14 protein-coding genes are annotated in these 12,737 nt (G+C 52.4%); 6 read left to right on the forward strand and 8 right to left on the reverse strand.

Features of this window, described 5'->3' with window-relative positions; all coding sequences use genetic code 11:
• Positions 1-26 precede the first annotated feature (26 nt).
• A complete protein-coding gene (locus tag L4D19_RS22915; RefSeq protein ID WP_428454399.1) occupies positions 27-614 on the reverse strand; it encodes a uracil-DNA glycosylase family protein in 588 nt (195 codons plus the stop codon).
• Positions 615-632: 18 nt separating this feature from the next.
• Positions 633-1,544, reverse strand: a complete 912-nt coding sequence (locus tag L4D19_RS22920) for a D-2-hydroxyacid dehydrogenase (protein WP_428454464.1) — start codon at positions 1,542-1,544, stop codon at positions 633-635.
• 137 nt (positions 1,545-1,681) lie between these two features.
• Here L4D19_RS22920 and L4D19_RS22925 point away from each other — a divergent pair, with 137 nt between their 5' ends.
• Together L4D19_RS22925 and brnQ are read left to right on the forward strand one after the other, a co-directional pair.
• Positions 1,682-2,269, forward strand: coding sequence for a YjaG family protein (locus tag L4D19_RS22925; RefSeq protein ID WP_428454400.1), 588 nt, complete (start codon positions 1,682-1,684; stop codon positions 2,267-2,269).
• 501 nt (positions 2,270-2,770) lie between these two features.
• The gene (gene brnQ, locus L4D19_RS22930; RefSeq protein ID WP_428454401.1) at positions 2,771-4,072 is read left to right on the forward strand and encodes a branched-chain amino acid transport system II carrier protein; all 1,302 of its coding nucleotides are present in this window, start codon (positions 2,771-2,773) and stop codon (positions 4,070-4,072) included.
• A 69-nt stretch (positions 4,073-4,141) separates the two neighbouring features.
• Here the strand turns inward: brnQ and L4D19_RS22935 are convergent, their stop codons facing one another.
• Positions 4,142-5,197 carry a CNNM domain-containing protein gene (locus L4D19_RS22935; RefSeq protein ID WP_428454402.1) on the reverse strand — a complete coding sequence of 352 codons (1,056 nt, stop codon included), beginning with the start codon at positions 5,195-5,197 and terminating at the stop codon, positions 4,142-4,144.
• Positions 5,198-5,424: 227 nt separating this feature from the next.
• On the opposite strand from L4D19_RS22935, the gene hupA reads away from it, so the two are divergent.
• Positions 5,425-5,697 (forward strand): nucleoid-associated protein HU-alpha, encoded by a 273-nt coding sequence (gene hupA / locus L4D19_RS22940; RefSeq protein WP_039458747.1) that lies wholly within the window; start codon positions 5,425-5,427, stop codon positions 5,695-5,697.
• A gap of 41 nt (positions 5,698-5,738) precedes the next feature.
• On the forward strand, positions 5,739-6,437 hold the full coding sequence (locus L4D19_RS22945) for a DUF1481 domain-containing protein (protein WP_428454403.1): 699 nt from the start codon (positions 5,739-5,741) through the stop codon (positions 6,435-6,437).
• A 91-nt stretch (positions 6,438-6,528) separates the two neighbouring features.
• On the opposite strand, the gene purD is transcribed toward L4D19_RS22945, so the two are convergent.
• Positions 6,529-7,818: a phosphoribosylamine--glycine ligase gene (gene purD, locus L4D19_RS22950; protein ID WP_428454404.1), complete on the reverse strand. Its 1,290-nt coding sequence runs from the start codon at positions 7,816-7,818 to the stop codon at positions 6,529-6,531.
• Between the two features lie 113 nt (positions 7,819-7,931).
• Positions 7,932-9,539, reverse strand: a complete 1,608-nt coding sequence (purH, locus tag L4D19_RS22955; protein ID WP_428454405.1) for a bifunctional phosphoribosylaminoimidazolecarboxamide formyltransferase/IMP cyclohydrolase — start codon at positions 9,537-9,539, stop codon at positions 7,932-7,934.
• Between the two features lie 235 nt (positions 9,540-9,774).
• On the opposite strand from purH, the gene zntR reads away from it, so the two are divergent.
• Positions 9,775-10,242 carry a Zn(2+)-responsive transcriptional regulator gene (gene zntR / locus L4D19_RS22960; RefSeq protein WP_428454406.1) on the forward strand — a complete coding sequence of 156 codons (468 nt, stop codon included), beginning with the start codon at positions 9,775-9,777 and terminating at the stop codon, positions 10,240-10,242.
• 81 nt (positions 10,243-10,323) lie between these two features.
• Positions 10,324-10,605: a pyrimidine/purine nucleoside phosphorylase gene (gene ppnP, locus L4D19_RS22965; protein ID WP_075763503.1), complete on the forward strand. Its 282-nt coding sequence runs from the start codon at positions 10,324-10,326 to the stop codon at positions 10,603-10,605.
• Between the two features lie 59 nt (positions 10,606-10,664).
• On the opposite strand, the gene L4D19_RS22970 is transcribed toward ppnP, so the two are convergent.
• The 3 genes from L4D19_RS22970 to dusB form a co-directional block, all read right to left on the reverse strand.
• Positions 10,665-11,174 carry a fasciclin domain-containing protein gene (locus tag L4D19_RS22970; protein WP_428454407.1) on the reverse strand — a complete coding sequence of 170 codons (510 nt, stop codon included), beginning with the start codon at positions 11,172-11,174 and terminating at the stop codon, positions 10,665-10,667.
• 149 nt (positions 11,175-11,323) lie between these two features.
• Complete coding sequence (gene fis, locus L4D19_RS22975; RefSeq protein WP_005372656.1) at positions 11,324-11,620, reverse strand: DNA-binding transcriptional regulator Fis; 297 nt, start codon at positions 11,618-11,620, stop codon at positions 11,324-11,326.
• Between the two features lie 22 nt (positions 11,621-11,642).
• Entirely contained in the window at positions 11,643-12,608 is a 966-nt protein-coding gene (gene dusB, locus L4D19_RS22980; RefSeq protein WP_075768221.1) for a tRNA dihydrouridine synthase DusB, read from the reverse strand.
• Positions 12,609-12,737 lie beyond the last annotated feature (129 nt).

A 12,737-nucleotide genomic window follows, 5' to 3' on the forward strand; every position in this document is an offset into this window, starting at 1 on the left:
TTTCTCGCTTCTCGAAACTAGTCTCTCTACACTCCCAAATGCTGGTGGACGTAGTCGCGGATGTACGGTACCACCTCTTCCTCGAACCATGGGTTGCGCTTGAGCCACAGGGTATTGCGGGGGGAAGGGTGAGGCATCGGAATGTACCGGGGAGCCCACTGGCGCCATGCCTTCACCGTCTCGGTCAGTGTTTTGGGTTTGTTGGTCAGATAGCGCTGCTGGGCATATTGGCCGACCAATAACGTCATGCCGACATTAGGCAGTAATGGCCAGACTTGCGGGTGCCATTGCGGGGCACACTCTGGTCTTGGCGGGAGATCTCCCGACTTTCCTTTGCCCGGGTAGCAGAGCCCCATCGGCATGATGGCGATTTGGCCCGGATCGTAAAAGGTGTCGCGGTCGAGCTCGAGCCATGTCCTTAGACGGTTGCCGCTCGGATCGTTCCACGGGATCCCGGTCTCATGGACGCGCGTTCCCGGTGCCTGACCAACAATCATAAGCTTCGCTGTCGAGGCTGCCTGGATGACCGGACGTGGCCCGAGGGGAAGATGATCCTTGCAGATCTCGCACTGGCGGATTTGATCCAGCAGGTTATCAAGTTGTTGAACTGCCATAACGGTTGCCTGTAGTGACTAGTAGCCACGTTTAAAATCAACTTGGTACATCATCGGTTGTTGTTGGATATACCGTCGATAGTTTGCCGCAAATATCTCGAACACCTGCTCAGGAAAGCTCTCTGCAGCAATATGGGGAGTTATCGTAACGTTAGGGTGTTGCCAGAAAGCGTGGCTCTCGTCGAGCGGCTCCTGCTTGAATACATCAAGGTAGGCATGGGTTACACAGCCTTGCGCGATGGCGTTCAGCAACCCCTGCGCGCATACCGCATTACCTCGTCCTACGTTAAACAGTAGTGTACTTCTGCAATGGCTCAAGGTCTTGGCATTGAGGAGATTATTGGTGTCAGCCGTCGCGGGAAGGGTCGAGACGAGAATATCAGCCAACGCCAGCCCTTCAGTCAGCCGGGAGAGCGGATAGACGTGGTCGAAGCTCGTTTCTTGCGAACGACCCGAGCGATTGATACCGATGACTTCAAGGCCAAGAGCCTTGGCAACCCGGGCCAGATGTGAGCCGATAGATCCGGTGCCCAGAATGACCAGGGTTCTTTGGGCCAGTGAAGAATATGGAAGCGGCCGCCATTGGTGTCTGGATTGTTGTTGACGGTACTGGCTGAGATGGCGGGTATGATCCAGGGTATACCCCATCACATACTCGGCAATCAACTGGCCGAAGTGGCCCCGGATATTGGTTAGGGTGTAGTCCTGCCGGATGTCCGGCCGGGTCAGCGCATCAATGCCCGCAAAGGTCGACTGCAGCCATATCAGCGCCGGGTAATCGTCGAGCTTGTCGGCAATGCGGGGTGGATCGGCCAAAATGACGGTGGCGTGTTCAGGGTTTTCGGTTATTTCGAGATCCGGTAGCTGAGCCCGGGCGAGCATTTGTCGGTAAGCCTTCTCCTGCCGTGCCACAATCAATAACTGGTTCATTCCTTTATCCTTGTTTGCTGACAATATCTACCTGCCGTGTCGCAGTGGGCGGTATGCCTATATTGGTGTCGCTTGATGTTGAAGTGGTCTGGCTATACAAGTACACTTCGGGACAAATCACAATCGCAGATTATCCCATGCTAAAGAATCCTGTTCAGCTTCGCCTAGAAAAATTAGAACCATGGCAACACATCACCTTTATGGTCTCCCTGTGTGAGCGTATGTACCCCAACTATGTATTGTTCTGCCGAGAAACTGAATTTGCCGATGAGCAGAAATATCGCTCAATTCTTGACAGTATCTGGGAAATTCTAACGGTCAAAACGGCGAAGATTAATTTCGAGAAGCAGCTAGAGAAGCTAGAAGAGCTAGTTCCTAGTGCCGATGAGCATGATCTTTACGCGGTTAATCCTGCAATTGATGCCTGTGTTGCGTTGGCAGATCTGCTTCATGCCATGCTGGATCGTGATTTGATGCTGGAAACCCTGACGAAGCTAAGCTCGCTGTCAGCGGAAACGGTGGCAGATTTGGAATTTGCCCAGAGCGGCATTGAGATCACCAACGAGAACCAGAAAGAGAATGAAGCGGTCTGTGCCGAGTGGGATATGCAGTGGGCGATTTTCCGTGCGCTGAAGGAAGCCGAGCGTCGCGACATTGAGTTGATTAAAGACTTGCGACAAGAATTACGCGATGAGCCTGTCAGCAATATCGGCATTGAGCTATAAGCGATTATACTTAATTGAGAAAGGGCCCGTCAGGGCCCTTTTTTGTATTTTCCTGCCGAGCAGTGAAAAGGCACAGTGCGGCCTGCTGGGAGATGTAACCGTGATGTAAAGTTATAAAGCCCAAAAGTCGATTTCGTTTGTGGTTGTTTGTGCTTTTAATTGGAGGAATATTGGTCAATATCACTTATTTTGTTTTTTAGCTTGTATTGTCTGACTGCTGCCGTTTATAAAAAAGGTGTCGCGGAAAACGCTTTGGTTTTCCTATTTTTTTACCTGTCAGCTAGGACGAGTTATGCCTGTATCAGCTATCAATAGTGCTGTTTACTGCAATGGTTTCAAGGCCGTTGCGGCTAGCCTGCTCCTCCTGCTCTCTCTGGGTCTTATCCGGGGCTGACAGGCCGTATCTCATTTTTCCTGTCAGCTTGAAGCGAAGCTGACAGGTCCATATTCTCGCCCGAATTCACCTTAGTTTCCTTCAAGCGACTGCTGAAGAGGATAACTATGTTAAGTGCACGTAATATCGCCGCCTTGGGTTTTATGACTTTCGCCATGTACCTTGGCGCCGGCAACCTGATCTTCCCTCCGTTTCTTGGCTTGCAGGCTGGAGAGCATTTTGCTGCCGGTATGGCCGGGTTCTTGCTGACCGGGGTCGGTCTGCCAGCACTAGCCTTGGTGATAGTGGCACTGGTAAAAGGTTCAGACAACCTGACCGCTGCACTGCCAAAGCCTGCAGCAACCAGTTTTTGGGTGATGGTCTTTATCGTAATAGGGCCGGCATTCGTGATCCCGAGGGCGATCACCGTGGCCTATCAGTTTAGCTTTGCGCCTTTTATCGGCGAAGCCGCCCTTTTGCCATTCACCGCTTTCTTCTGCCTTGCAGTTATCATGTTTGCCCTGTATCCCGGCAAATTAGTCGATACGCTAGGTAAGTGGCTGACCCCTGTGCTGGTGGTGATTTTGACCGTGTTGGCAGCCACCGCCTTATTGTCTCCCGGTGGTGATGTCCTAGCGGCATCTGGTCCTTATCAAGACAAAGCTTTTGCTGAAGGCCTGACTCAGGGTTACATGACAATGGATGCACTGGGCTCGATTGGCTTTGGTTGGATTATCTTCCGCGCTATTCGTGAAATGGGCGTGGAATGTCCGAAGGCTACTGCCAAATACACCCTGATGGCTGCAGTCATGTACGCGGTAGCTATGGCATTGGTGTATTTGTCGCTGGCCTATATCGGCTCGACCAGTGCTGATTTGGGTACGTCTTTTGGTAACGGTGGCGAGATCCTAACGGCGTTCACCCTGGTCAACTACGGTGCCTTGGGCAGTGTCTTGCTGGGCGCGGTGATGATTCTGGCTTGCCTGACTACTGCAATCGGGGTGACAACCGCAGGCAGTGAGTTCTATAGCAGGACGTTCCAGCCAGTCACCTACCAGCGCAGCGTGTGGGTGACAATGCTGGTCGCCGGGCTGGTGGCTAATCTTGGCTTGGAGCAGTTACTGGCTATTACTTTGCCGGTTGTGGTTGCCTTGCACCCGGTTGCGATAGCACTGTTATTGATTGCGCCACTTCGCCGCCGTTTGACGACATCGGCTGTGATGGCTGCAGTGGTCACTGCGTTGGGTTTTGGCTGTGTGGATGCCTTGCATATCCTCGGCAAGATGCCGGCAGGGATTGATGCCTGGTTAGTACAATACTTGCCGCTTTATAGCGATTATGCCGGATGGGTGATACCAAGCTTGGTGGTGATTGCTTTAGGTGTGATGAGAAATCGGTTTCCACGCTCAGAGCTAGCGTTGCAACCGTAAACTAAGCGACCGACAGCTTTTCAGAAAAACAAAGGGGCCATTGGCCCCCTTGTTTATGATGGCGTGTGATCACTCATCATCCTTGCTTTCAATTACACCGTGGGTCTTTTTCCAGGCCTCCCAGCGCTGATACGCCAGCTGCTGCATGTCGGTGTTCTTGTCGGCTTCATCGACAATCTCCTCGCCGACGAGGTGCTCAAAAATATCTTCCATGGTCACAATACCCTGTACGGTCCCGTATTCATCGACGACCAGAACCAGCTGCGAGCGCTCTTTCATTAGCTGCTCAAAAGCTTTTGGCACACTGGCGTTGTTCATGATCACCGGGATTGGGCGCATCAGGGTGCCCAGCTCGCGATGGCCGCGGCCGGCCTGACTTTCAGCAAACAGCTCAAGGCGATGAGCGAAGCCGATAATATTGTCTTTTTGCTCACTGAAGACCAGCGGACGGGAGAACGGGCTGTCCTTGTGCTCGGACAGGAACTCGTTGATCGGCTGTTCGGCATCGACCCTGAACAGCACCGGGCGTGGTGTCATGATCTTGGTCACGCTGACATCACGGAACTGGAGCAGGTTGTTCATGATCTTAGACTCGCCTTCCGCCAGTTCGCCCGATTCCTTGGCCAGCATCGCCATGGCAGACAGCTCATCACGCAGCTTGGGTGCTTCATGGCCGCGGGAAAGGCGACGGGTTATTTGCTCCGACACCCAGACAAACGGAGTCAGCGCCCATACCATCCAGCGGAGCATGCTGGCAGAGGCCGGCGCCAGCTGGCGCCAATAGGTCGCACCGATGGTTTTCGGAATGATTTCTGAAAATAGCAGGATACCGATAGTCAGAACGCCGGAAAATACGCCCAGCCACTGGCTGCCGAATACGACCGCTGCCTGAGCACCGGCGGTTGCTGCCCCGATGGTGTGGGCAATGGTATTTAAGGTCAGGATCGAGGCGAGCGGGCGATCGATATTGTCTTTTAGGGCAGCAAGTCGAGGAGCTGCCGGGTGGTTCTGCTGGCGCAGAGTACCGATATAACTTGGCGAAATACTAAGGAGCACGGCTTCGAGCACCGAGCAAATAAACGAAACACCTATCGCAATTGCGATGTAAATCGTAAGGAGTAGCATGCTTACCTTGTCAGCTAATAAGGAAATTACGCCTATATTAATTGGTGCTCTAGGGAATAAATACAACTATTTCATTTTTCGGATTGGTAACATTTTGTGAACTTGCGCTCAGTTTATGGTTAAAGAGCCCGCACCTAACCACATGATAGCCGACAAACCTTTGCCACACGGGCTTCTTTTGAATTAGAGTTGATGCGTCTGAAGAAAAACCTTAGAAGGGAAACCTAATGAACAAGACCCAACTTATTGACCTGATCGCTGAAAAAGCAGATCTTTCTAAAGCTCAAGCGAAAGTAGCACTAGAGTCAACTCTAGACGGTATCACTGACGCGCTTAAGGAAGGTGACCAGGTTCAACTAATTGGCTTTGGTACATTTAAAGTAAACCACCGCGCAGCACGCACTGGCCGCAACCCGCAAACTGGTCAGGAAATCCAGATTGCAGCTGCGAACGTTCCTGCATTCGTAGCGGGTAAAGCACTGAAAGACTCAGTGAAATAATCTATACTCCGCCAGGTGATTCACCTGGCGGAGCTATTGTTATGAAACGTCTTCTTCCTTTTTTTCTTATCTCGCTCCTGGCTGGATGTGAAACTACCTCTGTTCCCGAAAATACCATCACCCCTATTCTGACCCATACTGGCGGCCAGACGATGGGCGATGCGACGTCACTGTACTGGTACACCTCGCAGCAAAACCGTCCGGTGAAGCTGGCCGAAGTGGTGACAGCCGGAGACTACGGCCAATACCAATCTGATTATCGCTGGCGTGACGGCAAGTTACGCGAGATCAAGCGTGAGGGAACTCGGTTGTACGAGAATACCCTTAAGCCCTTTACCCTTCATGTTCGCTATGACACCCAGGGAAGCGCGGTCTTTCAGCGCTACTCCGTAGACGGGGCTGTGCTGCCATTGTCTGACTCTCAGCTCTACCAGCTAACCCAGCAGGCCAAGAATGCCATCCGTGTTGTCAGAGAGCAGCGCAAAGACGGCCTGTCTCTGATACAGGGGCACTGGCAGGGGAATCGTCTGACACGTTGTGGAACGGACAAGCCGATGGTGATGAGTTTTGACCCGGCCTTGCCCGAATTTACCGCCCGGCAGCTTAGCCAGCAGGGGCAGAACCGCTTCATCGCGGTATCCGGCAAGGTGCGCCGCGAGAGTATCGAGGCAAGCCAGCTGCTGATGCTGACTGGTGACGGTAAGCAATGCATCGCTCCTCCTGTCTTGCTCGGCAATTAAGCCCTGATTCTTGTTTGTTCTCCTACGGGAGGCGAAACAAAAAACGCGCTGAGTCAGCGCGTTTTTTATTTCTGGGTATCGAAGGGGGGCGTTATGCCTGTTGCTCGCGCTCTATCGCACGGTAACCGATGTCATTGCGATGGAACATACCATTCCAGCTTACCTGTTTGGTCAACGCATAGGCGCGTTGCTGGGCTTCTGAGACCGTATTACCAAGAGCCGTGGCACAAAGCACTCGGCCGCCGTTTGTCACAAGCTCACCTTCTGGGTTATTCGCCGTGCCGGCATGGAAGATTTTTTGACCGTCAGCCTGTTCTGCAGGTAGGGTGATCACGTCGCCCTTGTCATAGTCAGCCGGGTAGCCACCGGCAGCCAGTACTACGCCGATTGAGGCGCGCGGGTCCCACTTAGATTCAGCCTGATCAAGCTTCTCGTCAATCGCCATGAGGCAAAGGTCGACCAGATCCGACTCCATACGCATCATGATTGGCTGGGTTTCCGGATCGCCGAAGCGACAGTTGTACTCGATGACCTTCGGGGTACCGTCAGCGGCAATCATCAGGCCGGCATAAAGGAAACCGGTATACGGGTGGCCTTCTGCATCCATACCACGTACCGTTGGATAGATAACCTCTTCCAGAATACGCTCATGAATCTCAGGCGTGACGACAGGGGCTGGTGAGTAGGCACCCATCCCCCCGGTATTCGGGCCTGTATCTTTATCACCCACACGCTTGTGATCCTGGCTGGTGGCCATTGGCAGCACGCTTGAACCGTCGACCATCACGATGAAGCTGGCCTCTTCGCCCTCCAGGAACTCTTCGATAACTACACGGCTGCCGGCTTCACCGAAGACGTTACCTGCCAGCATGTCTTTAATCGCATCTTCCGCTTCTTCAAGGGTCATCGCGACAATGACGCCTTTACCAGCGGCTAAACCATCGGCTTTCACCACGATAGGCGCACCTTGCTCACGTACATAAGCCAGGGCAGGTTCGATGTCGGTGAAATTAGCGTATGAACCTGTTGGGATTTTATGGCGAGCCAAAAAGTCCTTGGTAAATGCTTTGGAGCCTTCCAGTTGGGCGGCAGCCTGTGTCGGACCGAAGATTGGCAGGCCGGCCTCGCGGAAAGCATCGACAACGCCGATGACCAGTGGAGCTTCAGGGCCAACGATGGTCAGCTCGATGGCTTTCTCCTTGGCAAAGGCAACCAGGCCGGCAATATCCTCAACGCCGATGGCTACGTTTTCCAGCTTTGGCTCCAGTGCCGTACCGGCGTTGCCCGGCGCCACATATACAGTCTCAACATTTGGGTTTTGCGCTGCTTTCCAGCCCAAAGCATGTTCACGGCCGCCGGCGCCTATGATTAATACGTTCATAATATTTCCTTTGATTACTCCTCCCCTTTTTAAGGGGAGGTTGGGAGGGGTTTAGGTAGCTAGCGCTTCAAACCCCCTCTAACTCCCCCTTGAAAAGGGGGAGAACCAAAAAATTAGTGGCGGAAGTGGCGCATCCCGGTAAAGATCATCGCCATGCCGTGCTCGTCGGCGGCGTCAATGACTTCCTGATCGCGCATAGAGCCGCCCGGTTGGATAACGCACTTGATACCGGCTTCGGCGGCGGCATCAATACCGTCGCGGAACGGGAAGAAGGCATCGGATGCCATTACGCTGTCTGCCACTTCCAGGTTCTCGTCGGCGGCTTTGATACCGGCAATTTTCGCCGAATACACGCGGCTCATCTGGCCGGCACCGACGCCGATAGTCATATTGCCCTTGGCATAGACAATGGCGTTCGACTTAACGTACTTGGCAACCTTCCAGCAGAACAGGGCATCACGTAGCTCTTCGTCGCTTGGCTGGCGCTTGGAGACTACTTTCAGGTCGTCCTGGCTAACCATTCCCTGGTCACGGTCCTGAACCAGCAGGCCGCCGTTAACACGCTTGACGTCAAAGCCTGTGGTCTTGGTTGACCATTCGCCACACTCTAGCAGGCGAACGTTTTTCTTCGCCGCAACAACGTCGATAGCAGCTTCAGATACAGACGGGGCGATGATCACTTCCACGAACTGGCGCTCGACAATCGCCTGCGCGGTTTCGGCATCCAGCTCATGGTTGAAGGCAATGATGCCGCCAAAGGCTGATGTCGGGTCCGTCTGGTAAGCACGGTTGTAGGCTTCAAGAATGTTGTCGCCCAGTGCGACGCCACAAGGGTTGGCGTGTTTGGCGATGACACAGGCTGGTTGGTCGAATTCTTTTACACACTCAAGCGCAGCATCGGTATCAGCGATGTTGTTGTAGGACAGGGCTTTGCCCTGGATTTGGCGCGCTGTAGACACAGAGGCTTCTTCCGGGTTTGCTTCTACATAGAAAGCTGCTGCCTGGTGACTGTTCTCACCATAGCGCATGTCCTGCTTCTTCTCGAACTGCTGATTGAAGGTACGTGGGAACTTACTTTTGTTTTCAGGAGAAGGTTTGTCACCTTCCTTGTTGTCGCCGTAAGACGGCACCATAGTGCCGAAATAGTTGGCGATCATGCCGTCATAGGCGGCGGTGTGTTCAAAAGCGGCGATAGCTAAATCAAAGCGGGTAGCATGGGCCAAAGAGCCGCTGTTGGCTTCCAGTTCGGCCAGAACGCGGTCATAGTCATGGGCGTTTACCACAATCGTCACGTCTTTGTGGTTTTTCGCCGCCGAGCGAACCATCGTCGGACCGCCGATATCAATATTTTCAACCGCGTCTTCCAGCGTACAGCCTGCCTTGGCGACTGTCTGGGCAAATGGATACAGGTTCACCACCACCATATCGATCGGGTCGATACCGTGTTGAGCCATGATCTCATCGTCCTGGCCGCGGCGGCCCAATACGCCACCGTGTACTTTCGGGTGAAGTGTCTTGACCCGGCCGTCCATCATTTCCGGGAAGCCGGTATAATCTGATACTTCGGTGACCTTGATACCTTGCTCGGCAAGCAGGCGAGCTGTACCGCCAGTAGAAAGGATGTCAACACCACGGTTGGCAAGAGCTTGTGCGAACTCAACAATACCAGTTTTGTCAGATACGCTGATCAGCGCACGGCGAATAGGACGAGCGTTTTCCATTGCTACCATCTCTTTTATACACGGGGAATATTTGCCAAAATCTAACACAAGGATGGTGCTGGATTTTGGTAAATACCCTCATTAGAATCGAAGAGTGCCAGCTCTCGGGTAAGGGCTGCGATTTTTTGTCGCTGGCGCATATATTACATGAAATCCGACGTTGCGCAAACGTTTGCGTGGTGTGTTTTACGATGTTTACCGCAGGTGTTGGTATTTATAGAGAAATGGGTTGGGTATGTATTTGATAGGACAGCTGGCAAAGCTGTGTGACGTCAGTAGCGACACATTAAGGTTTTATGAGAAAAATGGCCTGCTCAAGCCTGCGGGCCGCAGCGACAGCGGATATCGCCTTTACAGCGAGGCTGATTTGTCACGGGTGAAGTTTATTATGCGCTCCAAGGCCATTGGCCTGAGCCTGGATGAAATTCGGGAACTACTGGATATTCGGCTCGAAGCCTGCCAGCACAGCTGTGCAGAGGTCAAAGCTATTACTCAGGCGAAACTGGATGAAGTCGACAAGAAAATGGCGGAGCTCAAGCGCATTCGGTTAGCCCTGAAGAAAATCAATGATGCCTGCTGTGGCCATGTCGATGACAATGCCAGCCACTGCTCTATTCTGGAAGCGCTGGGGGATCATGATGACGAGCCGGATAAATCTGATTCTAGTACTCAGTGCTGCTCAGGGCGTTGTAAAGGGGAGTGACGAGCCCGGATATATCTGGTTGGGAAAGCAGAGAAACTGTGATAGTTTCGAATTATCACGTCGTTATTGATAGGGAATGTCATGTTAAAGGTAAATGAATACTTTGATGGTCAGGTCAAGTCGATTGGCTTTGAAACCCAGGGCGAGCATACCAGCGTCGGGGTAATGGTACCGGGCGAATATACCTTCGGGACGGCTGCGCCGGAGCGTATGACGGTCGTCAAAGGTGCGCTAACAGTGAAGCTGCCGGGTCATATCGAATGGGAAACCTATAATGCCGGTGATGATTTCGAGGTGCCGGGTGACTCCTCCTTCCAGGTGAAAGTCACGGACACGACGGCCTACCTGTGCGACTACTTATAAGTTGTTATACCTGTTATTGAGATAAAAAAGCTTCGCCTCGGCGAAGCTTTTTTGATGGGCTATTGTTTCGGGATCAGCACGGTATCGATGATATGGATAATACCGTTGCTGGCCTCTATTCCTCCGGCAATGACCTTGGCACCGTTGACGGTAACGCTATCCTCGCCATTTTCGATGGTCACCGTTCCCCCTTGCAGGGTCTTGGGCAGTTTCAGCATGCCGACTTCTTTAGAGGAAATGGCACCTGGCAGGACGTGATATTTGAGCAGGGCCTGAAGCTGTTCTTTGTTTTCCGGCTTGAGCAGCTCGGCCAGCGCCCCTTCCGGCAGTTTGTTGAAGGCATCGTCAGTCGGTGCCAGAACGGTAAACGGTCCTTTCCCTTCCAGCGTGCCGCTCAGACCTGATGCCCGTATTGCCATCACCAGAGTTTGAAAGTCACTATTGGTGGCAGCAACCTCGACCAGGTTGATCTTTGGTTTTTCGTGATGAGTGGCGATGGCCAGACCTGATAGGGTGAGCAGGAATAAAGCACTCAGTGAATAGGAAAGAAAGCGTTGTACTGTCTTCATTGGTTAACCCTCGTTGTTATTGCTTGGTTGTTATCAGAGCTTTGTACGTACAAAGAGGGAGTATGGTTCACAGAAGAAGGTGCGTTGTCTTAAAAACAGAAAAGGCCTGACATGTGGTCAGGCCTTTGGTAGTTCGGGGTGAACCTAAATTAGTTCATGCCGTATTTTTTCAGCTTCTTGCGAAGTGTACCGCGGTTGATACCCATCATAGTAGCTGCGCGCGTTTGGTTACCGCGGGTGTACTGCATGATGGTGTCTAGTAGCGGCTGTTCAACTTCAGCAAGTACTAGCTCGTACAGATCATCGACTTCCTGACCGTTTAACTGAGCAAGGTAGTTTTTAAGCGACGCTTTGACAGAGTCACGTAGTGGCTTCTGTGTGATTTGGTCCTGTGAAGTAACAGTTGTCACTGTTAGTGCTTCGGAAGTCAGATTTTGTTCGAACATATTCTGTAAGCTCTTCTAGTATTTATGCAACGTTTTCGAAGTAGCCTTGCAGCGCATCGAGTTGCTGTTGGGCATCTTCGATAGCGTTGAAGGTCCGGCGAAAATCACCAGCAGGGGCATGTTCCTTTAGGTACCAAGACACGTGTTTACGTGCGATGCGTAATCCTAAATACTCCCCGTAGAAACGGTGAAGTTCCTGAACATGACCCAGCATAATGCCACCCACTTCATCCATGGACGGAGCAGGCAGGTGTTCGCCAGTTGTTAAGTAATGGTGGATTTCCTGGAAAATCCACGGCCGCCCCTGTGCAGGTCGGCCAATCATCAAAGCATCGGCACCGGTATAATCCAGTACGAAGCGCGCCTTTTCCGGAGAGTCGATATCACCGTTAGCGATCACCGGGATAGACACTGCTTTTTTCGCTGCTTTGATGTAGTCGTATTCTGCCTCGCCTTTGTACATGCAAGCCTTGGTGCGGCCGTGAAGGGCCAGCGCCTGAATGCCACACTGCTCGGCAAGCTGTGCGATAGAGACACAGTTACGGTTATCAAGATCCCAGCCCGTACGCGTTTTCAGCGTTACAGGAACGTCAACGGCATCCACCACGGTCCGAAGAATCTCTTCGATCAGATCGGGATATTGCAGCAGTGCCGAACCGGCAAGCCGCTTGTTGACCTTCTTGGCCGGACAGCCCATGTTGATATCGATGATTTGCGCACCGTTCTCAACACTGAATTGTGCCGCTTCAGCCATTAGCTTCGGATCGGCACCGGCAATCTGAACCGAGCGGATGCCCGATTCGCCTTCGTGAACCATCCGGTTCTGGGACTTAGACGTTTTCCATAGATCTGGATTTGAAGACATCATCTCGCTTACAGCCATTCCTGCCCCGTAGCGCAGGCATAGTTCACGAAATGGCCGATCGGTCACACCCGCCATTGGCGCGACTATCAGCTGGTTTTTAAGTTGATATGGACCGATCTTCAAACGTCTGTTCCTGACTGTGCCAGTAAGGGCGCGCATTTTACGCATTTTTTCCCTTTCTGAAAAGGCCAATAATTGAGCATTTAGTTTTTGATTTGCAAAACTGCATATTTTTCAATCGATTGGCTATTT

Origin of the sequence: Photobacterium kasasachensis (genome assembly GCF_050336885.1) — a bacterium.
Classification (GTDB): domain Bacteria; phylum Pseudomonadota; class Gammaproteobacteria; order Enterobacterales; family Vibrionaceae; genus Photobacterium; species Photobacterium kasasachensis.

Coding starts and splice junctions, on each gene's coding strand:
- L4D19_RS22915 (WP_428454399.1), bottom strand. CDS start 614: ATGGCAGTTCAACAACTTGATAACCTGCTGGATCAAATCCGCCAGTGC.
- L4D19_RS22920 (WP_428454464.1), bottom strand. CDS start 1,544: ATGAACCAGTTATTGATTGTGGCACGGCAGGAGAAGGCTTACCGACAA.
- L4D19_RS22925 (WP_428454400.1), top strand. CDS start 1,682: ATGCTAAAGAATCCTGTTCAGCTTCGCCTAGAAAAATTAGAACCATGG.
- brnQ (WP_428454401.1), top strand. CDS start 2,771: ATGTTAAGTGCACGTAATATCGCCGCCTTGGGTTTTATGACTTTCGCC.
- L4D19_RS22935 (WP_428454402.1), bottom strand. CDS start 5,197: ATGCTACTCCTTACGATTTACATCGCAATTGCGATAGGTGTTTCGTTT.
- hupA (WP_039458747.1), top strand. CDS start 5,425: ATGAACAAGACCCAACTTATTGACCTGATCGCTGAAAAAGCAGATCTT.
- L4D19_RS22945 (WP_428454403.1), top strand. CDS start 5,739: ATGAAACGTCTTCTTCCTTTTTTTCTTATCTCGCTCCTGGCTGGATGT.
- purD (WP_428454404.1), bottom strand. CDS start 7,818: ATGAACGTATTAATCATAGGCGCCGGCGGCCGTGAACATGCTTTGGGC.
- purH (WP_428454405.1), bottom strand. CDS start 9,539: ATGGAAAACGCTCGTCCTATTCGCCGTGCGCTGATCAGCGTATCTGAC.
- zntR (WP_428454406.1), top strand. CDS start 9,775: ATGTATTTGATAGGACAGCTGGCAAAGCTGTGTGACGTCAGTAGCGAC.
- ppnP (WP_075763503.1), top strand. CDS start 10,324: ATGTTAAAGGTAAATGAATACTTTGATGGTCAGGTCAAGTCGATTGGC.
- L4D19_RS22970 (WP_428454407.1), bottom strand. CDS start 11,174: ATGAAGACAGTACAACGCTTTCTTTCCTATTCACTGAGTGCTTTATTC.
- fis (WP_005372656.1), bottom strand. CDS start 11,620: ATGTTCGAACAAAATCTGACTTCCGAAGCACTAACAGTGACAACTGTT.